This is a genomic window from Citrobacter freundii ATCC 8090 = MTCC 1658 = NBRC 12681 (assembly GCF_011064845.1).
GTDB classification, from domain to species: domain Bacteria; phylum Pseudomonadota; class Gammaproteobacteria; order Enterobacterales; family Enterobacteriaceae; genus Citrobacter; species Citrobacter freundii.
In genome coordinates, this window is sequence record NZ_CP049015.1 from 2644440 (window position 1) to 2668430 (window position 23991).

Below are 23991 nucleotides of genomic sequence, written 5' to 3' on the forward strand. Positions count from 1 at the left end.
GTCGGCGGATATCAACCCTTTAAACTGATTCGCGCTTGTAATGTAACTCTCATGTAACTGAGTTAACAGGCTTTTTTTCTCACAAACGCTCTAGCACGACGAAGTATTGGTCGAATGTCAAGCAAATCTGTTGCCAGATTGACGAAAGCGTCACACTGTACCTGATAAAATGCGTTACGCAACTTTATTAGCATGCAAAAACAAATCTCGCCAGTTGTAACACTGTCGTAAAACCTTCATTTATGTCAGGGAATATTTGCCCATAAGGCGGGCTCAGCGTAGACTAATGTCCTTGTTTAAGGAGTAAATCATGCATAAAGACACTCAACCCATCGATCGCGAAACACTGCTGATTGAAGCCAACAAAATCATTCGTGAGCATGAGGACACGCTGGCGGGGATTGTCGCCACCGGCGTTACGCAGCGAAACGGCGTGCTGGTTTTCAGCGGAGATTACTTTTTAGACGAGCAAGGGCTACCAACGCCCAAAAGTACGGCGGTGTTTAATATGTTTAAACACCTGGCGCACGTACTTTCCGAAAAGTATCACTTGATCGATTAACACGAGTAATAATTTGCCGGATGGCGGCATCGCCTTATCCAGCCTATACTGGTGCATATTTGTAGGCCGGATAGGAGATATATGAGCATCGCTATCCGGCAATGACAATTTTACATCAGTGGCTTCTGCCCCCGCTGCCACCAGCGCATCAGCAAACGATCGGCGCTCTCCGTCGCACTACCGGTAAAACGATCCATCAGCTTTTTACGCTGCAGATAGCGAACGTTCAATACTTCACGACCTTCCATCAGCCCGAGGATCACCTCATCGCTGGTATTGATCTCATCCACCAGCCCATTTGCCAGCGCCTGTTGACCAAACCAGTGTTCACCGGTGGCAACCTGCTCAATGTCCAGAGTCGGACGCATGCGCTGCACAAAATCTTTAAACAGATGATGCGTTTCGTTCAGATCTTCGCGGAATTTCTGCCGCCCTTCTTCCGTGTTTTCACCGAGTAAGGTCAACGTACGCTTATACTGTCCGGCGGTGTGCAGTTCGATATCAATATCTTTCCCTTTCAGGAAGCGGTTAAAGTTCGGGATCTGCGCCACCACGCCAATTGAGCCGACGATAGCAAACGGCGCCGAGACAATTTTATCCGCCACGCAGGCCATCATATATCCGCCGCTCGCAGCGACTTTATCTACCGTAACGGTCAGCGGGATCTGCTTATCGCGCAGACGTTGTAACTGGGACGCAGCCAGGCCATAACCATGTACCACACCACCCGGACTTTCCAGACGAACCACCACTTGATCCTGAGGTTTAACAACCGCCAGCACAGCCGTCACCTCTTCGCGTAATGCGCTGACCTCATGGGCATCCATACTGCCTTTAAAATCAAGCACCCATACACGAGGTTTATCTGATGACGTACTGTCACCCAGTTTCGCTTTTGCCTTAGCCGCTTTCGCCTCCAGCTTTTGTTTCTTTTTCTGCGCCTTATGCCAGAATTTTTGCTGATGCCCATCCAATAAGGCTAGCGACAGGTCTTCCTTCATCTCTTTATATTGATCGCTGAGGTTAATAACCCTCAATTCCCCACGCTGACGTTTGCGTTGTGTCGCGTTTACGATCAGCATCACCACCACTGCAATAGCCACCACGACAGTGACAATTTTTGCCAAAAACAACCCATATTCAGACAACAATTCCACGAGATCCACCTTGGTTAAACAACGCGACTTCCGCTCAGTGTACAACAGGCGTGTCACCTCGTCTTGCTTCATACATCCAGTGCTGAATCAGTAAAAAGCATGACAAAGCGTTCATTTTGCGGTGTTATTGCCTTTGGCTGATTGAAAAAGTACAGGGTTTAAGGCATAAAGCCCAAAAGTTATCGCGAACGAGATATCCAGGACGTCGCCGAGGAGTTGCCGTGCATTACCAACCTAAACAAGACCTTCTACAGGGCCGCATTATTCTTATCACCGGTGCCAGCGATGGTATCGGACGCGAGGCCGCGCAGACCTATGCACGCTATGGCGCGACCGTTATCCTGCATGGGCGTAACGAAGAAAAACTGCGTCAGGTTGCCCGCACTATCGCCGATGAAAACGGAACACAACCACAGTGGTTTACACTGGATCTACTGACCTGTACCTCTGAAGAATGTCACCAGCTTGCGCAGCGCATTGCTGCACATTTCCCGCGTCTGGATGGCGTACTGCATAACGCCGGATTACTCGGCGATATTTGTCCAATGAGTGAACAAAACCCGCAGATCTGGCAGGATGTGATGCAGGTAAATGTAAATGCCACTTTTATGCTGACTCAGGCATTACTGCCGTTGTTACTCAAATCCGATGCCGGATCGCTGGTCTTTACCTCTTCCAGTGTCGGTCGCCAGGGACGCGCCAATTGGGGAGCATATGCCACCTCAAAATTTGCGACCGAAGGGATGATGCAGGTTCTGGCTGATGAGTATCAAAACCGTCATCTGCGCGTAAACTGTATCAATCCTGGTGGGACGCGAACTGGCATGCGAGCCAGCGCATTCCCAACGGAAGATCCGCAAAAATTGAAAACTCCCGCCGATATTATGCCGCTCTACCTGTGGCTAATGGGCGATGACAGCCGCCGTAAAACCGGTATGACTTTTGATGCCCAGCCGGGCCGTAAACCAGGAATTGCCCAATGAGTGAAGAACGCTATCAGCAACGTCAACAGCGCGTAAAAGATCGGGTTGACGCACGCGTTGCCGCAGCGAAAGATGAGCGCGGAATTATCATCGTGTTCACCGGAAATGGTAAGGGTAAAACCACCGCCGCATTCGGTACCGCCACGCGCGCGGTGGGCCATGGTAAAAAAGTCGGCGTCGTACAATTTATTAAAGGTACGTGGCCAAACGGAGAACGTAACTTACTTGAACCCCACGGCGTAGAGTTTCAGGTTATGGCGACAGGATTTACCTGGGAAACGCAGAACCGCGAGTCTGACACCGCAGCCTGTATGGCCGTGTGGGAACATGGCAAGCGGATGCTGGCTGACGATGAACTGGATATGGTGATACTGGATGAGCTGACCTACATGGTGGCATACGACTATCTGCCGCTTGAAGAGGTCATCAATGCCCTGAACGCGCGCCCAGCCCATCAAACGGTCATTATCACCGGCCGTGGATGTCATCGCGATATTCTGGAGTTAGCAGATACAGTCAGCGAGCTGCGCCCAGTCAAGCATGCGTTTGAAGCGGGCGTGAAAGCCCAACCAGGGATCGATTATTGAGTGTAGGCCGGATAAGGCGTTTGCGCTGTATCCGGCTCCACGCTAACGCCTGATGGCGCTTTGCTTATCAGGCCTGGTTATGATTAACCGTTGTTGCTGCGACCACCCGGACGACGGCTGCTGCCAACCTGAGAGTGGCGCTTCACCGCACGACGGATCTGATTCGCCTTCATGCGACGACGATCTTTCTCGACGGCCACTTTAGAGGTCGTTTCCGGCTTCAGCTCCACCAGTTCACGCAGATAGTTGGTCTGAGCAAGATCAAGCTCTGTCCAGCCACCACGCGGCAGGCCTTTCGGCAGCGGGATATCACCGTAACGGACACGAATCAGACGGCTTACCTGTACACCTACAGCTTCCCACAGGCGGCGGACTTCACGGTTACGCCCTTCGGTCAGCGTGACGTTATACCACTGGTTGATCCCTTCACCACCGCTGAACTTGATCGTTTTAAATGCCGCCGGACCATCTTCCAGCTGCACGCCACGACTCAGATCGCGCAGTTTTGCATCATCAACCTGACCAAACACACGTACCGCATATTCACGCTCAACTTCGCGGCTTGGGTGCATCAAACGGTTAGCCAGTTCACCATCGGTGGTAAACAGCAGTAAACCGCAGGTATTCACGTCCAGACGCCCTACGGCAATCCAGCGCGCATCACGCAGTTTTGGTAAACGATCAAACACGGTCGGACGACCTTCCGGGTCGTTACGGGTACACAGTTCGCCTTCTGGCTTGTAATAGGCCAGAACACGGCAGATTTGTTCCGCAGACTCTTTAACCGAAATCAGATGACCGTCGATACGGATTTTCAGACCCGGAGTGACTTCAACGCGATCGCCGAGCGTGGCAATTTTGCCATCAACGCTCACGCGACCCGCGGCAATAATAGATTCGATTTCACGGCGAGAACCGTGGCCAGCGCGCGCCAGCACTTTTTGTAACTTTTCGCTCATAGAGCTTCCTTTAGGTGTCGCCTTCACAGGCGTCTGGTATACTTTCTAAAACAACGAGTTAGCTAAAACATCAACTTAACTCACTGATCTGTAACTCTTTCATGGTACACAGCATGGCAAACAACGTGTCACACAAGCTGTCACACACAATGATTCGTGGGCGCACATACTACACTAACTTTAGACTAAATGATTCAACAACTTTTGTGCGCTTAAGTCTCGGTACTGATAGCCTAAAGCAAGCAGAAGTGATCATGAATCAAATCCGCCCTTTCATTCCCCTTGTGCAGAATGGAAAGATGAGCCTCGAAGAGTTCAAACGCAAAATGCAGGGCTACCGAGCCGCCACTAAGCAGGACTTTGACAACTACCTTCTACAGGCACTCGAAAGGGATGTTGACGAAGTGAAGCGTCTGCCTGAGTTAGGGCAATGGCACAGAAACATTAATCCTGATTCTCCTTTATCAGCTTCTGATACGATTTATGCAGCTCAAGGTTACTCAGAAGCACACTTCCAACGCATGATGAATGGTAGCGATCAGATGGCAAACGAAGTGCTTGCAAGTCTTCACATGAAGAAACTGGAACTTTCCAAGGATGATTTGCCCCTTGCTAATCAAGTGGGCGCTGCTCTTGATATGAGCCGCGCGACCGTCGCGCAAGCCTATGAAGCATACTTTTCGAAAGATCTGCTGCAATATCGCCAACTCATTGCCACACTGCAAGCTCAGTTAGAAGAGCAGAAACTGAAATCCTCACCGCAAAGTAATGTTGAAACAAACCAGTCTTTTTCAACGGAATTTAAAGACACAGCAAGCCAGGCAATCAAACTATCCGAAGCATGGACTCGGTATGTTCAAGAAAAAGGTCAAAAATGGAGTGCAAGCATTGCTAACGAGAACCAGCGTTTCTTTGATGTACTGATTTACGTTGTTGGTGATAAACTGATCGATCGGGTTACAAAGCAAGATATTCGTGAAGCGCTGAAAGTGACCGAAAACTTACCTACTCGTACTAAGCTGCCATACAAGCATCTATCTTTGCCTGAATGCATTGATTATGACGTTCCAGAGGAAGACCTGATCAGTAGTCAGCATGTTGAAAAACATCTCAAGATCTGGCGCTCGCTTTTTAAAACTTACCTCGTTGACACCAAAGACCAGTTAGAGAAATCCCCTACCGACGGAATCTCATATGAGGTGAAGCCAAACCGTAGAGGCCATTTCAGTAACGCTGAGTTGAGTAAACTTAAGACCAAGCTGTTCTCACTGGAAAATAACGATTGGCGCAAATGGTACTTCCTTACCCTCATTTATACTGGTGCTCGACGTGGTGAGATTGCCTCTATCAGAAAGCGGGACATTCGTTTAGATGAAGAAACTTCACGCTGGTACATTTTTATAGAAGATGGGAAAACCAAACAAGCCCAACGACAGATACCACTCCATGGGATTTTAGAGTCAGGTTTGCTCAATCTTGCCGAAACTCTTAATGATGACGATCTAATTTTCTTTGACTTACCTAACTACACTACCACTACAGAAGAATGGGCTAAGTTGATGAATGAAACTGGCGTTCCTGATTATGATGAGTTTGGACTAAAAAGGCGTATACATAGCCTTCGTCACACTTTCGTGAGCCATTGCCTTGCATCTGGAAGCGTATCTTTACCTTTGATGCAGTTTGTAGTCGGTCATTCAAGGACACAGAGTTTAGGTGTAACGTCCATTTATACACACCGCCCATCACTAAAAAACCTGCTTTGTGTGGTTGACTTCCAGAAGTGAAAAAGGGGCTTACGCCCCTTTTCTGTATCAGTCACTACCTAAAACATCCCGAGATTAAGTTTTGCGTTCTGTTTTTCTACGTCGTTTCAAGGTGCGAATTACATCCCAGATAAACAGGTATGTAAATAGACCCGTTTTAGTTCCATGTGTAAATAGACCCGTTTTAGTTCCATGCATTTTTTGAGATCCCGGCCAAATGATTGTGTTGCCGATATTCCTCCGGCGTCATATTGTTCAGTGATTCATGAGGGCGTTCACAGTTATATTCTGACACCCATCTTTCCGTGATTTCCCGCACTTCATTCAGCGTTCTGAACAGATAAAAATCGAGTATTTCTGTACGGTATGTTCGGTTAAAGCGCTCAATAAAAGCGTTCTGCGTCGGCTTACCCGGCTGGATAAACTCCAGTTTTACTGCATGTTTCTCTGCCCATTCAGCCAGTGCCAGTGAGATAAATTCCGGACCGTTATCCATACGTAGCATGACCGGATAGCCGCGATTTGCCGCAATCCTGTCGAGTACACGGACCACGCGCAGAGCTGGCAGATTCAGATCGATTTCAATCGACAACGCCTCACGGTTAAAGTCATCAACGACATTGAACGTGCGAAAACGACGGCCACAGACCAGGGCATCATGCATAAAATCAACAGACCAGCTCTGGTTCAGTGCTTCCGGCGTGGCCAGTGGCGAAGGATTACGCACCGGCAACCGCTGTTTGCCCTTTCGGCGAAAATTCAGCTTCAGCAGACAATAAATACGATGGATCCTTTTGTGATTCCACGGGTGTCCCTGCCGCCGCAACACCTGGAAAAGTTTTGGAAAACCGTATCGTGGGTATCGCTCTGCCACTGCCTGTAACGCGACAATAACGGGTTCGTCACGCGTGGGATCCGGGCGGTAATGGTAAACCGTTCTGCTCAGGTTCAGACTCCGGCAGGCCTGACGGATACTGAGTCCGAATGTCGTTACCAGATGAGTGACCAGCTCACGCTTAAAGGCTGGTTTTAAAGCTTTTTTTCGATAACGTCTTTCAGCGCCCGGTTCTCAAGGCTCAGGTCGGCAAACATCTGTTTGAGACGTCGGTTCTCGTCCTCAAGATCTTTGATCTTTTTAATATCAGAAGCCTCCATGCCGCCGTATCTGGACTTCCAGTTGTAGTAGGTGGCTTCAGAAATACCGGCCTCCCGGCAGACATCTTTAACAGTTCGTCCGGTTTCAACCGACTTAATCACAGCGATAATCTGATGCTCAGTAAAACGGGCTTTACGCATAGCGATCTCCTTCGTTGGCAGATTGATTATGCCGGATGATCTCTAAATGTGAATGGCACGATTATGCGGGCTACTTACAAGTTTTCCCCAGCCCTTCTGCAATTAGTAGATAGAAAACGTAAAGCTCCCCTTCTTGCCACAATGGAGTAGATGTTCACATATTGCTGTGCTGAGTATCCTTATAATGAGCATGTATTTAGAATTCAGCATATCCGCTCGATGAACCAAGAACCAACAGTGTAAGTCCCCCTAAGCATTCGATTTTTTCTTACAACTTTCGCTGTCATATAGCGTCACAGACATAGGTTCCCCCTCTTTATTCTCAACGGATACTAAAACAACGGCATTTTTACTCATAATCAGTGATTTTATTGAAGGGTTATTACAAACCAATATCCCTTTTATACCGTGGTCACTACTAGCCACATCATTGATAAAACCTGCATCAGTTGAATCAACTCTCACTGTATAGTTGAGAGAATCTATACGTTGCGCAGGAAGTTTAACAACCTTATTTCCTGTTTCCACTATCGGGACATAACCATCTAGTGTTGAAATTTTCACGCTGGTTATGGTGAAGAACTGTTTCAAGAAATCAGGTGGTACAACAATCTTCGTTTTTTGAGTACCTCCTGTCTCATCAGCAAATGCCAAAGAACTTATAAAACAAACAAGTAGAGCTAATATTTTCATCACATTTTCTCTTGTATTGCCAGCTATGACAGGAAGCCAGCTTCATTTGCTTATGATGTGGTTACAGGCTTTGAGAGGATAGCCGATAACACGTAAAGGGGCGCAACGCCCCCTTTATCATGGAAACTTTTTGCCTTGCCTCTGATAATAATCCTTCCAGAATTTCGTTGGTGATTCTGCACAATAATCGGACAACTCTTTGAAATCAGACTTAAACTGAGGGAGGTTTTTGGCCAATGTTATTTGCTTTGGTAGTGCACCTGTACCATCACCAACAACTTTAAACGTCATTGCACCACGCTTTCTATCCTCGTTAATTAATTCCAATACTGCAACAGTTTGCATTCTGCCTTCATGCAACTGCTTCAAATAAAACTTTCGGTTAAGGAAGAAATCACGGAATGTTGGCGCGTCTGCTTCAAGCCTAATTTCCCAAGTAAGCGGTAGAGCATCACAGATTTTTTCACTCATCATTTCACCGCTCGCGCTTCCGTCCTCGGATGCCTCCATACTCAAAGTCATCTTTGGTTGTGAAGGATCTAATCCCAGTTCGCCACTGTCCGCTGAGTATTCAGCATTTGTTGACCATTGACCTGTTAAAAATTCGCTATCGTAGATGTACGTATTCTTTAATTCTTTATAGGAGGAAGGAATTTTCACTAAACTATCTAAAACTCCACTGAAACTGGTCAGAAACCCCGCAAGATAGATCAGCGCGTATTTACCCCATTCGAGTTTTTTCATGGACATCCTGTGCGAGAAGTTGTGTTCAATCTTGCTTGTTAACCGCCACTAATTCCAAAACACCATGATGAACTTGCCTATGGCAGTTTGGACATAATGCTATAGCATTTTCCACGGAGTCCTCTCCCCCTTTAGAAAGCCACTCAATGTGGTGAACCTCAAGAAATGGAGTACCATCTTCTTTCAGGAAAGGTGCATCACGCTGACAGCTTTGGCACTTACCATTAGCTCTTAAAAGAACTTCAGCAACTACATAGGGGCTTCGCTTATAAACTCGCGTTGTAACTTCGATTAGCTCAGGAGTTTTACTCTCAGCTTCTAAAATCTCTTTGCGTTCTGACGGGAGCAGTTCTGACGCAGCATCAACAGCCTTTTCAAACTCAGATTTTACCTTGCGGTAACACCATTTGCCTTGTTGATCCTGGTATAACTCCCAAATACCATGAACTGAGGGTTCATAGATTTCAAAAATGTTCCCTCGCTTGAATAAGCGGTCATACTGGTGATGACGATGGGTTACATTATCCGTTCGTCTGGCTGTTTTGTTGAAACTCCAGTAGCTCCGATTGCAGTTAACCGTGTTAACAATAAGGTTAAGGCGAGTATCGTCTTTATAATGCGGGAATATCCCTCTAAGATAATCATCCACTTGATTAGCCGTTGCAGCACCTCCGAACTGTTCTGCGACAACTTGTACAGTAGTTATTCTTATAGGTTGATCCCCATACTTGTATGTTCGTTTGGATTTTGCAGACATCATCATAACTCTTGCATCCCAAGATTTATCTCAGGTTAACTATCGAGCATAGTATATGCAACTATCTGCTTTAGGTATAAGAAACCATTCAGGGCGTTGATGATAAGTCAACGTGCAGAACCATTCGGCATAAGCGTAATATTGAAGGGAAAAGTGTACATACACCATGAGAGTCGAGGTGTGGCTATTGGCTGTCACACAATCTGGTAACAGCCATTAACTAAATGACATTAAGCAGTTGATTTTAAATGGTTTAATATTCACCTTGTGCGCCTTCACAGGCGTCGAACAGGAGAATCAACGGCGCCAGTCAGCGCCATTTTAAGGCCGCGTAGTATAGCGGTTCGCGCCCTTATAAGAAAGGTTTAACGTCACCGACGCCTTCACGCAACACCACCGGAGAATCGTCGGTTAAATCAATGACCGTGGTCGGCTGCTGGCCGAGATATCCGCCGTGGATAATTAAATCCACCTGTTTCTCCAGGCGGTCTTTAATTTCTTCCGGATCTGACTCGGTAAATTCACTACCCGGCAGCATCAGTGACGTGGAAAGCATCGGCTCGCCCAGCGCTTCAAGCAGCGCCAGTGCTATCGGGTTTGAGGGTACACGCAGGCCGATGGTCTTACGTTTTTCTTGCAACAAGCGGCGCGGAACCTCTTTCGTCCCCTTCAGGATGAAGGTGTAGTTGCCCGGCGTGTTGTTTTTAATTAAACGGAAGGCCACGTTGTCGACAAACGAATAGGTCGACAGTTCAGACAGGTCACGGCACATCAGCGTAAAGTTGTGCCCGTCCGGCAGGTGACGGATGCGGCAAATGCGCTCCATTGCGCCTTTATCTTCAATTTTGCAGCCCAACGCATAGCCGGAATCGGTTGGATAGACGATCACCCCACCTTTACGCACGATTTCAACGGCCTGATTGATCAGGCGCTGCTGCGGGTTTTCGGGATGAATATAAAAAAACTGGCTCATACTTTCCTCTCTTTGATCTCGGGCTGCTCCCAAAGTTGCCAGACGCCTTCTACGCCTGCGGGCAACCAAAGTTTACGACCCAACTCAATCCATGGGCAGGGTAGATGAAAATCAGACCCTTGCGATGCCCACAATTGATGCTGACGCGCAAGCGTCGCCAGATGGGTGCGTTCATTGGGAGACTGCTGACACTGCGCTACTTCCATCGCGTCGCCGCGATGTTCAGCAAAATGTGCAACCAGTCTTTTCAGCCACTTAGCGCTAAGATCGTACCGCCCTGGATGAGCCAGAACAGCCTTACCGCCAGAATGATGAATGACATCAATAGCTTGTTCTATTGTACACCACTGTGGCGGAACGTAACCGGTTTTCCCACGGGCAAGATATTTTTTAAAGACATCCGCCATGGTTGTAGCTTTGCCACACTCCACCAGGAAACGCGCAAAATGGCCTCGCGTAACCGCCCCGCCATCAGCCAGGCGCAACGCCCCTTCCCACGCGCCGGGGATATGCGCTTTGTCGAGTCGTTCGGCAATCAGGCGCGCACGCTGCTGACGACGTTCCGTTTGTTGCGCCAGAAACTCGCACATCATGGGATGGGCGATATCAATGTTCAGACCCACTATATGAATCTCATGGTTTTCCCAGACAGTTGATATCTCGACACCAGGGATCAAATTTAACGCTAAACCCGAACGTGAAATTTCTTCTCTTGCCGCCGCAATGCCCGCCGTGGTGTCATGATCGGTGATCGCCAGTGTACCGACTCGCATCTCTACCGCACGGTGTACTAAGGCTTCTGGGGTTAATCGCCCATCGGAGGCTGTAGTATGACTATGCAGGTCATAAATCACTGCGTAATTCGTGTCGCTCAAGGCGGCTCCCGTTTCAATAAATGTCGTAACACGCCCATCATAGCGGTTTCGGCAAATATACTGAAATCAGGTGTTGACTTTACCCCGCCGAACTAGTTAACTAGTACGCAAGTTCACATGAAGAAGGTATCTGCAATGAAAGCAACATTTTTTCTGCACGGTTGGTGGCGCACTTCCTGATTTCGGGCAGTGTCTTACGTCTGCAATTTGCAACCAGATACCCGGCCCGCCTAATGAGCGGGCTTTTTTTTGAACAAAATTAATGAGAATAACGATGCAAACACAAAAACCGATACTCGAACTGCTTGCCTGCGATGCCGCCTACCGTGAGAATCCGACGTCGCTGTTTCATCAGGTGTGTGGCGCACGTCCGGCAACGCTGCTGCTGGAATCTGCAGATATCGACAGCAAAGACGATCTGAAGAGCTTGCTGCTCGTCGACAGCGCATTGCGCATTACCGCTCTCGGTGACACTGTCACTATTCAGGCGTTATCCACAAACGGCGCATCGCTGCTGCCCTTGCTGGATGCTGCCCTGCCCGCTGGCGTTGAGAATGAAAAACAGCCGAATGGTCGTCATCTGCGATTCCCTGCCGTCAGCCCGCTGTTGGATGAAGACGCCCGTTTATGTTCTCTTTCCGTATTTGATGCTTTTCGCATACTGCAGGGGCTGGTGAATGTTCCTGTTCAAGAACGTGAAGCGATGTTCTTCGGCGGTCTGTTTTCCTACGACCTGGTTGCCGGTTTTGAAGATTTACCTCAGCTTGAAGCGGGCAATCGTTGTCCTGACTACTGCTTCTATCTGGCAGAAACGCTGATGGTTATCGACCACCAGAAAAAAAGCACCCGAATTCAGGCCAGTGTTTTTACCCCCAATTATGCGGAAAAACAGCGTCTTAACGCCCGTCTGGCGCAGCTGAGCCAGCAGCTTACCGAGCCTGCGCCGCCGTTGCCGGTCACTGAAGTCCCGCAGATGCGCTGCGAGTGCAATCAGAGCGATGAAGAGTTCGGCGCCGTAGTACGTGGCATGCAAAAAGCGATTCGCGCGGGCGAAATTTTCCAGGTAGTTCCGTCCCGACGTTTCTCGCTGCCCTGCCCGTCACCGCTGGCAGCCTACTATGTGCTGAAGAAAAGTAACCCCAGCCCATACATGTTTTTCATGCAGGACAACGATTTCACGCTGTTTGGCGCCTCCCCGGAAAGCTCGCTGAAATACGATGCCACCAGCCGCCAGATTGAGATCTACCCGATTGCCGGCACTCGCCCGCGTGGTCGTCGTGCTGACGGTTCGCTTGACCGCGACCTTGACAGCCGAATCGAGCTGGAGATGCGTACCGACCATAAAGAGCTTTCTGAGCACCTGATGCTGGTTGACCTTGCGCGTAACGACCTGGCGCGCATCTGTACGCCTGGCAGCCGCTATGTTGCTGATCTCACCAAAGTCGATCGTTACTCCTTCGTAATGCACCTGGTTTCGCGTGTGGTCGGCGAGCTGCGTAGCGATCTGGATGTGCTGCACGCTTACCGCGCCTGTATGAATATGGGCACGTTAAGCGGAGCGCCAAAAGTTCGCGCTATGCAGCTTATCGCCGAGGCAGAAGGTCGTCGCCGTGGCAGCTACGGCGGCGCGGTAGGTTACTTCACGGCTCATGGCGATCTGGATACCTGTATTGTCATTCGTTCCGCCCTCGTGGAAGACGGTATTGCCACCGTACAAGCCGGTGCCGGAATTGTTCTGGATTCTGTACCGCAGTCTGAAGCCGATGAAACCCGTAATAAAGCGCGCGCGGTTCTGCGTGCTATCGCCACCGCGCACCACGCACAGGAGACCTTCTAATGGCTGACATTCTGCTGCTCGATAATATCGACTCTTTTACCTATAACCTGGCGGATCAGCTGCGTACTAATGGTCACAACGTGGTGATTTACCGCAACCATATTCCGGCCCAGACGTTGATTGACCGCTTAGCAACGATGAAAAATCCTGTGCTGATGCTCTCTCCAGGCCCAGGTGCGCCAAGCGAAGCAGGTTGCATGCCGGAGCTGTTAACCCGTCTGCGCGGCAAGCTGCCAATCATCGGCATTTGTCTGGGACATCAGGCCATTGTTGAGGCCTATGGTGGATATGTGGGCCAGGCTGGAGAAATCCTGCACGGCAAAGCGTCCAGCATTGAACACGACGGTCAGGCAATGTTTGCTGGTCTGGCTAATCCGCTGCCGGTGGCACGCTATCATTCGCTGGTTGGCAGCAACGTTCCGGCAGGATTAACCATTAACGCCCACTTTAACGGCATGGTGATGGCGGTGCGTCACGATACCGATCGCGTCTGCGGCTTCCAGTTCCATCCGGAGTCCATTCTGACCACCCAGGGCGCGCGTCTGTTGGAACAAACGCTGGCCTGGGCGCAACAGAAGCTTGAACAAACCAATACGCTGCAACCAATTCTGGAGAAACTGTACCAGGCGCAGACGCTGTCTCAGCAGGAAAGCCACCAGCTGTTCTCCGCCGTGGTCCGCGGTGAACTGAAGCCGGAACAACTGGCTGCGGCGCTGGTGAGCATGAAAATCCGTGGCGAACACCCGAATGAAATTGCCGGTGCGGCAACCGCGCTGCTGGAAAACGCCGCTCCGTTCCCGCGTCCTGATTATCTGTTTGCCGATATTGTCGGTACCGGCGGCGACGGCAGCAACAGCATCAATATTTCTACCGCCAGCGCCTTTGTTGCAGCGGCTTGCGGACTGAAAGTTGCCAAACACGGCAACCGCAGCGTCTCCAGCAAGTCAGGCTCTTCGGATCTGTTAGCGGCATTTGGCATCAATCTGGATATGAACGCCGACAAATCCCGTCAGGCGCTTGACGATCTCGGCGTGTGTTTTCTGTTTGCGCCGAAATACCACACCGGTTTTCGCCATGCCATGCCGGTACGCCAGCAGTTGAAAACCCGCACGCTGTTTAACGTGCTCGGCCCGTTGATTAACCCGGCACATCCGCCGCTGGCGCTGATCGGCGTTTACAGCCCGGAGCTGGTGCTGCCGATTGCCGAAACGCTGCGTGTGCTCGGATATCAGCGGGCAGCCGTAGTGCACAGTGGTGGCATGGACGAAGTTTCGCTGCATGCACCGACCATTGTGGCAGAGCTGCACGATGGGGAAATCAAGAGTTATCAACTGACGGCAGAAGACTTTGGCCTGACGCCTTACCACCAGGAACAGCTGGCTGGCGGCACACCGGAAGAAAACCGTGACATTCTTAGTCGCTTGTTACAAGGTAAAGGTGAAGCCGCTCATGAAGCCGCTGTTGCCGCGAATGTCGCCATGTTAATGCGCTTGCACGGTGAAGAAGATTTAAAAGCCAATGCGCAAACCGTGATTAATGTACTGCGCAGCGGCGCGGCCTATGACCGTGTCACTGCACTGGCAGCAAGAGGGTAAATGATGCAAACCGTTTTAGCGAAAATTGTCGCAGACAAGGCGATTTGGGTAGAAGCCCGCAAACAGCAACAACCGCTGGCCAGCTTTCAAAATGATGTTCAACCCAGCTCTCGTGATTTCTACGATGCGCTGCAAGGTGCGCGCACCGCCTTTATTCTGGAATGTAAAAAAGCATCTCCGTCAAAAGGCGTGATCCGTGATGACTTCGATCCGGCACAGATTGCGGGCGTTTATAAACATTATGCTTCCGCGATTTCCGTACTGACCGATGAGAAATATTTCCAGGGCAGTTTTGATTTCCTGCCTATCGTCAGCCGCATCGCGCCGCAACCTGTTCTGTGTAAGGACTTTATTATCGATCCTTACCAGATTTACCTGGCGCGTTTTTACCAGGCGGACGCCTGTTTGTTGATGCTGTCGGTCCTCGATGATGAACAATATCGTCAACTCGCCGCCGTCGCCCACAGCCTGAAAATGGGCGTACTGACCGAAGTCAGCAACGAAGAAGAGCTGGAGCGTGCTATCGCACTGGGCGCCAAAGTCGTTGGTATCAACAACCGCGATTTACGCGACTTGTCGATTGATTTGAATCGCACCCGCCAGCTTGCGCCGCGCCTGGGCCACGGTGTGACCGTCATCAGCGAGTCCGGGATCAACACCTATGGTCAGGTGCGCGAGCTCAGCCACTTCGCCAACGGTTTTCTGATCGGTTCCGCGCTGATGTCGCATGATGATCTGCACGCCGCCGTTCGTCGCGTACTGCTCGGCGAGAATAAAGTCTGTGGTTTAACCCGGGCTCAGGATGCCAACGCGGCGTATAAATCCGGCGCGATTTATGGCGGACTGATTTTTGTACCCACATCGCCACGCGCGGTTAGCGTTGAGCAAGCGCGAGAGGTCATGACCGGCGCGCCGCTGCAATACGTCGGGGTGTTTCGCAACACAGATATTATCGACGTACGTGAAACAGCGGCTGCTTTGGGACTCACTGCCGTGCAACTGCATGGTAGCGAAGATCAGGCCTACGTAGACGCGCTACGCAATGCGCTACCCGCACAGGTACAAATCTGGAAGGCGCTCAGCGTCAGCGATAAGTTGCCAGCCCGTGATTATCAGCATGTCGATAAATACGTCTTCGACAACGGTCAGGGCGGCAGCGGGCAACGCTTCGACTGGTCACTTTTAGGCGGACAATCGCTGGATAACGTATTACTGGCTGGCGGACTTGGCGCAGATAACTGCGTTGACGCGGCAAAAACCGGCTGTGCCGGTCTCGATTTCAATTCTGGCGTAGAGTCACAGCCGGGCATCAAAGATGCACGTCTTCTGGCTTCGGTCTTTCAGACGCTGCGCGCATATTAAGGAAAAGGACATGACAACATTACTCAATCCGTATTTTGGTGAATTTGGCGGTATGTATGTGCCACAGATTCTGATGCCTGCCCTGCGCCAGCTGGAAGAAGCTTTTGTCAGCGCGCAAAAAGATCCTGAATTTCAGGCGCAGTTTACAGACCTGCTGAAAAACTATGCGGGTCGCCCAACCGCACTGACCAAGTGCCAGAACATTACTCAAGGCACCAACACGACGCTGTATCTCAAGCGTGAAGATTTACTGCACGGCGGCGCGCACAAAACCAACCAGGTGCTGGGCCAGGCGTTGCTGGCGAAGCGCATGGGTAAAACGGAAATTATCGCCGAAACAGGCGCGGGGCAGCACGGTGTTGCATCTGCTCTCGCCAGCGCACTGCTGGGGTTGAAATGCCGTATTTACATGGGCGCGAAAGATGTTGAACGTCAGTCGCCGAACGTTTTCCGTATGCGTTTGATGGGTGCAGAAGTTATCCCCGTTCACAGCGGTTCCGCAACGCTGAAAGATGCCTGTAACGAAGCGCTGCGCGACTGGTCTGGCAGTTACGATACTGCGCACTATATGCTCGGTACAGCGGCAGGTCCGCACCCCTTCCCGACTATTGTGCGTGAGTTCCAGCGGATGATCGGTGAAGAAACCAAGGCGCAGATTCTGGAAAAAGAAGGTCGTCTACCGGACGCCGTTATCGCCTGCGTGGGTGGCGGTTCTAACGCCATCGGTATGTTCGCCGATTTTATTAATGAAACCAGCGTCGGTCTGATTGGCGTAGAGCCAGGCGGTCACGGGATTGAGTCTGGAGAACACGGCGCGCCGTTGAAACATGGTCGTGTCGGGATTTACTTCGGCATGAAGTCCCCGATGATGCAGACCGAAGAAGGACAGATTGAAGAGTCTTACTCTGTTTCCGCCGGGCTCGACTTTCCGTCGGTCGGGCCACAGCATGCGTACCTGAACAGCATTGGTCGCGCCGATTATGTTTCAATAACCGATGATGAAGCACTGGAAGCCTTCAAAACGCTGTGTCTGCACGAGGGGATTATTCCGGCACTGGAGTCCTCCCATGCCCTGGCGCACGCGTTGAAAATGATGCGTGAAAATCCGGAAAAAGAGCAGCTACTGGTGGTTAATCTCTCCGGTCGCGGCGACAAAGACATTTTCACCGTACACGATATTCTGAAAGCGCGAGGGGAAATCTGATGGAACGTTACGAAAACCTGTTTGCACAGCTGAAGGACCGCAAAGAAGGTGCTTTTGTCCCCTTCGTAACCCTGGGCGATCCGTCTGTTGAGCAGTCACTGAAAATCATTGATACGCTGATTGAAGCTGGTGCCGACGCGCTTGAACTCGGCATTCCGTTCTCCGATCCGCTGGCCGATGGCCCAACCATTCAGGAAGCCACTCTGCGTGCGTTTGCCGCCGGCGTCACACCATCGCAATGCTTTGAAATGCTGGCGCTGATTCGCCAGAAACATCCGACGATTCCCATTGGGTTGCTGATGTATGCCAACCTGGTCTTCAGCAAGGGCATTGACGAGTTTTACGCCCAGTGCGAAAAAGTGGGTGTGGATTCTGTGTTGGTAGCCGATGTCCCTGTTGAGGAGTCTGCGCCATTCAGAACTGCTGCACTGCGTCACAACATCGCACCGATTTTCATCTGCCCGCCGAACGCTGATGAAGAACTGCTACGCCAGATTGCCTCTTACGGTCGCGGCTACACTTATCTGCTTTCACGTGCAGGTGTGACCGGTGCCGAAAATCGTGCGGCATTACCGCTGCATCATTTGGTTGAAAAGCTGAAACAATATGATGCACCGCCTTCTTTACAGGGCTTCGGTATCTCTGCGCCTGAACAGGTAGCCGGAGCTATTGAAGCCGGTGCTGCCGGTGCAATTTCCGGCTCGGCAATTGTGAAAATCATTGAGAAAAATGTTGCGGCACCGGAACAGATGCTGGCTGAGCTGAAAGCGTTTGTCAGCACGATGAAAGCCGCCACCCACCAGTAAGTTAAATCAACCGCCAGAGACGTCTGGCGGTTTCACCCTTCTTTCGTGTGCTTCATTCTATACATAGCGCTATCCGCATTCTGAATTGCCACATCCAGTTCACCGTTCACTTCTGCAATTCCCCACGATACTGACAATGGTACGGTATGCCCATCCACCACAAACACATGACTGGTCACCTGCCCGCTAATACGTTGCGCGATTGCTATGGCGTCAGTTGCCTGCGATCGAAACAGCAGGATCATAAATTCATCCCCGCCGGTACGAATTACAATATCGTGGCTGGTGCGAGTGTTTGACAGCATCCTGTTGGCGATAATTTGCAACGCGCGATCGCCTGCCGCGTGGCCCCAGGTATCATTGACGGCCTTAAATTTATTGCAGTCCAGTAGCACCACCGAACAGTGTGATAAATCCCGACGCTTGATAATGTCGAGTATTCGGCGGTTAAAACAGCCGGTCAGAGTATCGATATAAACCTTGAGGTCGCTTTCGTTTAGCCATGACTTTAACGAGAAGCTAATGATGATGAAAAAGAACGGCGCCAGCAGGATAACAATCCCGGCATGTGTATCGCGCGCCATAAAACGGCCTAATGAAAGCGAATAGTGCAGCGCATATTTCTCCGAAAAATTGCGCACCAAATAGCTGGATTGCCCCGCACATTTGCCGGATAAGCAGAGGCTCTCTTTGTTGGTCAGATTCACCAACTCCACGTTCAATCCGGGAAGGATTTGATTATCAAACGCCTCGGCTAACGCTTCCTGCAGCTCAGGCTTCGAATGATCATAGACCAGATAGGCAACGATTTGGTCTGATATCTCTTTACCCGACAGATCGTAGATATAGCTCACTACGCTGTAGGCTTTTTCACCGGTAATTTTATCGGTATAGAAGTTTGTTGAACTGAGAGCTTTGTTTTTGACGTTTTTTTGCAACAACCGGGTATAGAAATCGGTGGGTGGATAGAAAAAATGCGTTATATCCATCGCCATTTCAGAGTCAGAAAAACTGAAATTGCGCGAGTCGGAAGCCATAAACCAATAAAAATAATCTGAATTGCTGGCGATAATGTAACGGTGTGCATCGAAGCTGCCTGGATTTAGCTCATTAACCATTCCGCGAATGAACTCCGCCGCAGTATACATACACAGCGCATTATGGCTGGGTTGCTGAGCAATAATTGTCCCCGTTGCAGAATGAACCCGCTTTGGGTCGGCGTTAATTCCCCATTCATCTTTGTTTCGCGGAACAAACTGCGCCATAACACCACACTGTTCGCCGGTTTTGATGTGGTAATAACGCTCGCCAATCGCATCGGCAATCAGTTCATTATCGTTAAAAATGTCCAACATGTGAGCTTGCAGGCGGCTAACGCCTTCACTGGCGGCCGCCATACGCTGTTCATAAATGATAAACAGAAACAACGAGGTAAAAATCAACGTAATGAGCCCGGATACCAGCAGAGCCTGCCTGTTTCTGAGCTTATCCTGCACAATCTTCACGAGTCCACCCTGATAGTTAACAGTATTGCCAAATCGGTTACCCGTTTATGTTGTTGCATAACAGCGTTGTACGTTGATAGAGAATGTTTGCCACTCCGAAGCAGGTAAGTTGATGTAGCCCGCAGCAGCGCGCGTAGGTTACAGATTTATACAATAAAAGCACATATTTGTTAACATAAACGCAAACTAATCATCACCTTCGATAGGATACCCTGCCCGCCGGATGGCCTCGCGGCAGTCGTTTACGCCTGCGGCATAGCCCGCCTCAATCTCACAAACCGGACTTGCGCTGCAATAAGGTAGTGTAACCGGAGTCGCAATAAGTTTCTCCAGCGCCTCAATTTTATCCATGCAAAGCAATAATTCACGTGCAACACTCACGGCAAACGCTGCCGTTTGATCCTCGTAGAACGGTTCCAGAAGTGTGATTTTTTGCTGTAGCAGATGGCGGGTCAACATCATCAGCAATCCCCTCAAAGTTGGTTTGCTTAAAGAGTAGCACTACATCAAAGGGGAGAAAGGCAGGATGTTTTCCCCAGAATTTTTTAAATGAAGAACGAGGGGAATTTTTCCTGGCTGCTAACCACGGGCAGGTATGCCCGGAATCTATACAGTTCAGTCGTTTTGGTTGTGCAACCATTAATGAAGTTGACTTCAAAAAGTCCCTTGCGAGACACTGAAGGAAAGCATGCCAAATATGGGTGAACTTGTTGAGACATCTGTTGATTAAATTAGTTATGTTAAGCGTTGGATTTTTAAGCGCTGGGGACATACTGGCAAATACTCCGGAACAGGTAATCACCGCTTTCCAGAGGGATTATAAATATTGGAATGACCAGTCATTTCAGAGAAATCAGAACTACGGAAAGCAAGAAGTTATGCTCCTGGCCCAGAAGGGTTGGAATGAGCTTTTGAATAAATATACAAAACCTGGTTTTCAGGGCGAGCCTATAGCTTTTGGTTCTGAGTCTAGTCATGATCCTGAGCAAGAGAACATCATATCGGTTCATATTTCTGAAAAAGTAGCGACCGTGACGACCAGATTATCGAGGCAGTATTATTCACCTGTTTATGAATATCAATTGTCCAAAGAGAATGATACCTGGTACCTATCTCAGATATTTTTAGTTGATGATGATGGAAAATATCCGAGTTTGTAATAAATAGTGCACTCATTACAACTTTATGAGTTAAAAAAATCTGCCATAATGACAGATTTCTTTAATCTATCATTAGAGATTTGCAACGTTATGATATACTTTTTGAACATCATCGTCATCTTCAAGAGCATCAACAAGCCCTGCAAAGACTTCTAAATCTTCTGGTGAAAGTTCAATTTCTGATTGAGCAATCATCTCTAATTCTGTAGTTGAGAACTCAGTAATTCCTGCTGCTTTTAGAGCTGCAATGCCTTTATGAAGATCTGTAGATTCAGTATAAATAACGATGTTTCCTTCTTCCTCGGTTACATCACGAACATCTACTTCAGCATTAAGCAGAATTTCAAAAATATGGTCAGGGTCTGTCCCTTCAAATACAATTACTCCGGTATTGTCAAACATATAGCTGACAGAACCCGCCGCTCCGATATTCCCGCCTTTTTTATTAAAAATTGAGCGGACATTAGCAATCGTACGGTTAACGTTTGAAGTCAATGTTTCAGCGATAATCAGTGAGCCACTGGGACCAAAGCCTTCATAACGCCCTTGCACGAACGTTTCATCGCTGCCGCCTTTGGCTTTATCAATGGCTTTATCAATAACGTGTTTTGGAACCTGAGCTTGTTTCGCACGTTCAATAACGAATTTTAAAGATGTATTTAATTCTGGGTCTGGTTCGCCTTGTTTAGCAGCAGCATAAATTTCTACACCGAATTTTGCATATACATTAGACGTTGCACCGTCTTTAGCTGTTTTTTTAGCAACAATATTTGCCCACTTACGTCCCACTGGAATGATCTCCTCGAAAATTCATTTACATTATTGAATGGTAAATAATCTGCCATCACATTATATCATGATGTATAAACCTTAGTCCATGAAAAATAAAATATCCAAATTTTACGATATGTTACTTTAATTTTATCAATAGTTAACATTTTGGATAAGTTATCCCCTGATTATCTGCAGGTTCTTTTTTGTACGTAATAAATGAGCCGCAGCAATAATGCATAAGAGAATAGAAACAAAAGCGATATTCCAGATAAACACACAGGCTATTATAGTTACCGCGGTACTGCTTAAAGAGAGCGCTACAAGTCATCTTGCACTGCGCCTTATTTGATAGTGTGTTCGTTTAGTACCGGGACAAGATACTTAGCCTATATTTACTCCACCACTCCAACAAAGGGAAATGCTAAATGGGTGGAGCGGTACAACCAGCATCTCTGACTGATGTATTCAGAAGCACACGTGACTCAGTTGACTACGGCTGGTCAAAATAACGATACGCGTGGAAAAGAATGGAAAAAAACTGGTCATTTGATGACCAGTTTTGCAGAGGAGTTTTGCAGAAGAACTTAAAAACGATAACCCGCAGAGAACATAAACACCCACGGATCGAGGCGTACACTGTCGCGCTGCTGGACGCCACCCATTTTATAGCTTGCGGTGGTGTCGATATCCATGTACCAGACCGACATGTTAATCAGCCAGTCGCGGTTAATCAGATAGTCCATACCGACTTGCCCTGCTGCACCCCAGGAATCTTTCAGACTCAGGTCCGATAATCCTGTTTCTTTACCGTTATCGTTAAAGCCTTCATCGAAGAAGGTCGTGTAGTTCACACCAACACCTACGTACGGACGCAGTTTACTGCTGGAGTCACCGAAGTACCACTGTGCCATTAACGTCGGCGGCAAATGATGTACGGTGGCAATATCACCCGTTGCTGCAGTACCAATTTTATGGCGGAACGGTGTAGCCGCCAGTAATTCAACACCGATATTGTCGGTTGCCATGTAGGTAAATGTCAGACCCAACTGCGTGTTATTGCTGACATCAAAGCCACCTAAGCTGCCCAGCGTACCACCTGCACCTTCCGTCGGTCTGACGGTGGCAGAACCTGCACGAATAAAGAACTCTCCAGCTTCATGCGCAAATGCGTTACCAGAGAGAAGAGTTGTTAAAGCCAATGCTGCAACTGTTAATTTTTTCATGTCCGCTCCATCGTTATGGTTATAAAAGCGGAATGAATATACCTACTTTGGAGTAATAAATGATCTAACATGGATCACATTGACTTTGATAATTTAACATTTATTGATCCAGATTAAGTTAGAACTTGCATTCAAAATCCTGGTTAAATTAATTCAGATCAATTTTGATATATTTTCAATGTGCAAGTACCTCCAGCTCATTGCTGATGGGTGATGGTTATCTGCACGCGATGCGCAGATAACAAACAGCGTTCATGCACGACGCTGAAGTCATAGCCAAAAATTACCGCAGCTTTACAAAGATATGCTTTTCCATACATCGCGCGATGCTGCCACTGTAGAGTTATCCAGGGTACAATTGCCCGCAAATGAACACCTGCAAAACTCAAGGAGAGTGCATGTCTATCACGGCGAAATCCGTTTACCGTGACACGGGAAACTTTTTCCGTAATCAATTCATTACCATCTTGCTGGTATCGTTGTTGTGCGCGTTTATCACAGTGGTGTTAGGGCATGCCTTTTCCCCCACTGACGCACAAATTGCGCAACTCAGTGAAGGCGATCAGTTAACCAGCAGCGTGGGGTTGTTCGATCTGGTGCAAAACATGACCCCGGAGCAACAGCAAATTTTGCTACGCGCTTCCGCGGCGTCTACGTTTTCTGGTCTGATTGGTAATGCCATCCTTGCCGGTGGGGTCATCCTGATGATTCAGCTGATTTCAGCAGGTCATCGGGTCAGCGCATTACGTGCCATCGGCGCCAGTGCGCCAGTGTTGCCAAAGCTGTTTATTCTGATTTTTTTGACTACTCTGCTGGTGCAAATCGGTATTATGCTGGTTGTTGTTCCCGGTATTCTGCTGGCCATCCTGCTGGCACTCGCACCTGTGATGTTGGTACAGGACAAAATGGGTGTCTTTGCCGCGATGCGCAACAGTATGCGTCTGGCGTGGTCGAATATGCGACTGGTTGCGCCGGCAGTAATCGGTTGGTTGCTGGCAAAAACGCTGCTGTTGCTTTTTGCGCCAAGTTTTGCAGTACTTACGCCGAATGTAGGCGCGGTATTGGCGAATACGCTGAGCAATATGATCTCCGCGGTGTTGCTGATCTATTTGTTCCGCCTGTACATGCTGATTCGCCAATAAACCCTGAACGCATTCCGGGCTTGTACCCGGT

At 49.0% G+C, this 23991-nt stretch carries 24 protein-coding genes, 1 pseudogene and 1 other annotated feature; of the genes and pseudogenes, 13 read left to right on the plus strand and 12 right to left on the minus strand.

All coding sequences use genetic code 11. From position 1 onward, the window contains the following. Nucleotides 1-310 precede the first annotated feature (310 nt). Nucleotides 311-562 (plus strand): YciN family protein, encoded by a 252-nt coding sequence (locus G4551_RS12685; protein ID WP_003020616.1) that lies wholly within the window; start codon nt 311-313, stop codon nt 560-562. A 110-nt stretch (nt 563-672) separates the two neighbouring features. Here G4551_RS12685 and sohB read toward each other — a convergent pair whose 3' ends face one another. Next, entirely contained in the window at nt 673-1719 is a 1047-nt protein-coding gene (gene sohB, locus G4551_RS12690) for a protease SohB (RefSeq protein WP_003840711.1), read from the minus strand. A gap of 221 nt (nt 1720-1940) precedes the next feature. Here sohB and G4551_RS12695 point away from each other — a divergent pair, with 221 nt between their 5' ends. Together G4551_RS12695 and cobO are read left to right on the plus strand one after the other, a co-directional pair. After that, nucleotides 1941-2702, plus strand: a complete 762-nt coding sequence (locus G4551_RS12695) for a YciK family oxidoreductase (protein ID WP_003840709.1) — start codon at nt 1941-1943, stop codon at nt 2700-2702. Next, a complete protein-coding gene (cobO, locus tag G4551_RS12700; protein WP_003840707.1) occupies nt 2699-3289 on the plus strand; it encodes a cob(I)yrinic acid a,c-diamide adenosyltransferase in 591 nt (196 codons plus the stop codon). Before G4551_RS12695 ends, cobO begins: the two co-directional genes overlap by 4 nt. Nucleotides 3290-3372: 83 nt before the next feature. Here cobO and rluB read toward each other — a convergent pair whose 3' ends face one another. Then, complete coding sequence (rluB, locus tag G4551_RS12705) at nt 3373-4248, minus strand: 23S rRNA pseudouridine(2605) synthase RluB (protein WP_003020625.1); 876 nt, start codon at nt 4246-4248, stop codon at nt 3373-3375. A gap of 113 nt (nt 4249-4361) precedes the next feature. Here rluB and G4551_RS12710 point away from each other — a divergent pair, with 113 nt between their 5' ends. After that, nucleotides 4362-6035 (plus strand): tyrosine-type recombinase/integrase, encoded by a 1674-nt coding sequence (locus G4551_RS12710; protein WP_032941320.1) that lies wholly within the window; start codon nt 4362-4364, stop codon nt 6033-6035. A gap of 163 nt (nt 6036-6198) precedes the next feature. On the opposite strand, the gene G4551_RS12715 is transcribed toward G4551_RS12710, so the two are convergent. From G4551_RS12715 to rnm, 6 genes are all read right to left on the minus strand, one after another. Then, a protein-coding gene (locus G4551_RS12715; protein WP_085951609.1) for an IS3 family transposase occupies nt 6199-7310 on the minus strand; the annotation gives its coding sequence in 2 pieces (ribosomal slippage) (nt 6199-7049 and nt 7049-7310; 1113 coding nt in all). Between the two features lie 249 nt (nt 7311-7559). Continuing rightward, nucleotides 7560-8003, minus strand: a complete 444-nt coding sequence (locus G4551_RS12720) for a hypothetical protein (RefSeq protein WP_003841269.1) — start codon at nt 8001-8003, stop codon at nt 7560-7562. Nucleotides 8004-8120: 117 nt separating this feature from the next. Beyond that, nucleotides 8121-8747 carry a hypothetical protein gene (locus G4551_RS12725; protein ID WP_003841271.1) on the minus strand — a complete coding sequence of 209 codons (627 nt, stop codon included), beginning with the start codon at nt 8745-8747 and terminating at the stop codon, nt 8121-8123. A gap of 25 nt (nt 8748-8772) precedes the next feature. Continuing rightward, on the minus strand, nt 8773-9504 hold the full coding sequence (locus G4551_RS12730; protein WP_003841272.1) for an HNH endonuclease: 732 nt from the start codon (nt 9502-9504) through the stop codon (nt 8773-8775). Nucleotides 9505-9856: 352 nt separating this feature from the next. Continuing rightward, complete coding sequence (locus G4551_RS12735) at nt 9857-10477, minus strand: L-threonylcarbamoyladenylate synthase (protein ID WP_003020628.1); 621 nt, start codon at nt 10475-10477, stop codon at nt 9857-9859. Further along, nucleotides 10474-11352: an RNase RNM gene (rnm, locus tag G4551_RS12740; protein ID WP_032941265.1), complete on the minus strand. Its 879-nt coding sequence runs from the start codon at nt 11350-11352 to the stop codon at nt 10474-10476. Before rnm ends, G4551_RS12735 begins: the two co-directional genes overlap by 4 nt. A gap of 135 nt (nt 11353-11487) precedes the next feature. Between rnm and trpL the strand changes: the two genes are divergently transcribed. The 6 genes from trpL to trpA all read left to right on the plus strand — a co-directional run bounded on the left by trpL (nt 11488) and on the right by trpA (nt 18156). Continuing rightward, a complete protein-coding gene (gene trpL, locus G4551_RS12745) occupies nt 11488-11532 on the plus strand; it encodes a trp operon leader peptide (protein ID WP_191229385.1) in 45 nt (14 codons plus the stop codon). Beyond that, nucleotides 11509-11603, plus strand: a sequence feature (Trp leader region). (Overlaps the previous gene by 24 nt.) A gap of 23 nt (nt 11604-11626) precedes the next feature. Then, entirely contained in the window at nt 11627-13189 is a 1563-nt protein-coding gene (locus G4551_RS12750) for an anthranilate synthase component 1 (RefSeq protein WP_003841278.1), read from the plus strand. After that, nucleotides 13189-14784, plus strand: a complete 1596-nt coding sequence (trpD, locus tag G4551_RS12755; protein WP_003020639.1) for a bifunctional anthranilate synthase glutamate amidotransferase component TrpG/anthranilate phosphoribosyltransferase TrpD — start codon at nt 13189-13191, stop codon at nt 14782-14784. The genes G4551_RS12750 and trpD overlap by 1 nt, the downstream gene beginning before the upstream one ends. 3 nt (nt 14785-14787) lie before the next feature. After that, entirely contained in the window at nt 14788-16146 is a 1359-nt protein-coding gene (trpCF, locus tag G4551_RS12760) for a bifunctional indole-3-glycerol-phosphate synthase TrpC/phosphoribosylanthranilate isomerase TrpF (RefSeq protein WP_003841280.1), read from the plus strand. 10 nt (nt 16147-16156) lie between these two features. Further along, on the plus strand, nt 16157-17350 hold the full coding sequence (gene trpB / locus G4551_RS12765; RefSeq protein WP_003841283.1) for a tryptophan synthase subunit beta: 1194 nt from the start codon (nt 16157-16159) through the stop codon (nt 17348-17350). After that, entirely contained in the window at nt 17350-18156 is an 807-nt protein-coding gene (gene trpA, locus G4551_RS12770) for a tryptophan synthase subunit alpha (RefSeq protein WP_003020647.1), read from the plus strand. The genes trpB and trpA overlap by 1 nt, the downstream gene beginning before the upstream one ends. Nucleotides 18157-18188: 32 nt before the next feature. On the opposite strand, the gene G4551_RS12775 is transcribed toward trpA, so the two are convergent. Then, complete coding sequence (locus G4551_RS12775) at nt 18189-19661, minus strand: GGDEF domain-containing protein (protein WP_003841287.1); 1473 nt, start codon at nt 19659-19661, stop codon at nt 18189-18191. 186 nt (nt 19662-19847) lie between these two features. After that, nucleotides 19848-20123, minus strand: coding sequence for a hypothetical protein (locus tag G4551_RS12780; protein ID WP_003841288.1), 276 nt, complete (start codon nt 20121-20123; stop codon nt 19848-19850). 260 nt (nt 20124-20383) lie between these two features. Here G4551_RS12780 and G4551_RS12785 point away from each other — a divergent pair, with 260 nt between their 5' ends. After that, nucleotides 20384-20821: a hypothetical protein gene (locus G4551_RS12785; RefSeq protein WP_227761066.1), complete on the plus strand. Its 438-nt coding sequence runs from the start codon at nt 20384-20386 to the stop codon at nt 20819-20821. Nucleotides 20822-20893: 72 nt separating this feature from the next. Here G4551_RS12785 and G4551_RS12790 read toward each other — a convergent pair whose 3' ends face one another. Both G4551_RS12790 and ompW read right to left on the minus strand, forming a co-directional pair. Continuing rightward, a complete protein-coding gene (locus G4551_RS12790) occupies nt 20894-21610 on the minus strand; it encodes a YebC/PmpR family DNA-binding transcriptional regulator (RefSeq protein WP_003020658.1) in 717 nt (238 codons plus the stop codon). 569 nt (nt 21611-22179) lie between these two features. Continuing rightward, nucleotides 22180-22818 carry an outer membrane protein OmpW gene (ompW, locus tag G4551_RS12795; protein ID WP_003833354.1) on the minus strand — a complete coding sequence of 213 codons (639 nt, stop codon included), beginning with the start codon at nt 22816-22818 and terminating at the stop codon, nt 22180-22182. A 283-nt stretch (nt 22819-23101) separates the two neighbouring features. Here ompW and G4551_RS23855 point away from each other — a divergent pair. Both G4551_RS23855 and G4551_RS12800 read left to right on the plus strand, forming a co-directional pair. Then, a pseudogene (locus G4551_RS23855) lies at nt 23102-23188 on the plus strand (YkgJ family cysteine cluster protein); the annotation flags it as partial. A 28-nt stretch (nt 23189-23216) separates the two neighbouring features. Further along, the gene (locus tag G4551_RS12800; protein ID WP_003020663.1) at nt 23217-23960 is read left to right on the plus strand and encodes a YciC family protein; all 744 of its coding nucleotides are present in this window, start codon (nt 23217-23219) and stop codon (nt 23958-23960) included. The last annotated feature ends 31 nt before the right edge of the window (nt 23961-23991 follow it).

What these genes read in the sequence shown, in the direction of transcription:
- G4551_RS12780 (WP_003841288.1), bottom strand. Translation starts at nt 20,123, where the DNA reads ATGATGTTGACCCGCCATCTGCTACAGCAAAAAATCACACTTCTGGAA.
- rluB (WP_003020625.1), bottom strand. Translation starts at nt 4,248, where the DNA reads ATGAGCGAAAAGTTACAAAAAGTGCTGGCGCGCGCTGGCCACGGTTCT.
- cobO (WP_003840707.1), top strand. Translation starts at nt 2,699, where the DNA reads ATGAGTGAAGAACGCTATCAGCAACGTCAACAGCGCGTAAAAGATCGG.
- G4551_RS12720 (WP_003841269.1), bottom strand. Translation starts at nt 8,003, where the DNA reads ATGAAAATATTAGCTCTACTTGTTTGTTTTATAAGTTCTTTGGCATTT.
- G4551_RS12735 (WP_003020628.1), bottom strand. Translation starts at nt 10,477, where the DNA reads ATGAGCCAGTTTTTTTATATTCATCCCGAAAACCCGCAGCAGCGCCTG.
- G4551_RS12685 (WP_003020616.1), top strand. Translation starts at nt 311, where the DNA reads ATGCATAAAGACACTCAACCCATCGATCGCGAAACACTGCTGATTGAA.
- trpA (WP_003020647.1), top strand. Translation starts at nt 17,350, where the DNA reads ATGGAACGTTACGAAAACCTGTTTGCACAGCTGAAGGACCGCAAAGAA.
- G4551_RS12710 (WP_032941320.1), top strand. Translation starts at nt 4,362, where the DNA reads ATGGCAAACAACGTGTCACACAAGCTGTCACACACAATGATTCGTGGG.
- ompW (WP_003833354.1), bottom strand. Translation starts at nt 22,818, where the DNA reads ATGAAAAAATTAACAGTTGCAGCATTGGCTTTAACAACTCTTCTCTCT.
- trpD (WP_003020639.1), top strand. Translation starts at nt 13,189, where the DNA reads ATGGCTGACATTCTGCTGCTCGATAATATCGACTCTTTTACCTATAAC.
- G4551_RS12730 (WP_003841272.1), bottom strand. Translation starts at nt 9,504, where the DNA reads ATGTCTGCAAAATCCAAACGAACATACAAGTATGGGGATCAACCTATA.
- G4551_RS12750 (WP_003841278.1), top strand. Translation starts at nt 11,627, where the DNA reads ATGCAAACACAAAAACCGATACTCGAACTGCTTGCCTGCGATGCCGCC.
- trpCF (WP_003841280.1), top strand. Translation starts at nt 14,788, where the DNA reads ATGCAAACCGTTTTAGCGAAAATTGTCGCAGACAAGGCGATTTGGGTA.
- trpB (WP_003841283.1), top strand. Translation starts at nt 16,157, where the DNA reads ATGACAACATTACTCAATCCGTATTTTGGTGAATTTGGCGGTATGTAT.
- G4551_RS12800 (WP_003020663.1), top strand. Translation starts at nt 23,217, where the DNA reads ATGTCTATCACGGCGAAATCCGTTTACCGTGACACGGGAAACTTTTTC.
- G4551_RS12725 (WP_003841271.1), bottom strand. Translation starts at nt 8,747, where the DNA reads ATGAAAAAACTCGAATGGGGTAAATACGCGCTGATCTATCTTGCGGGG.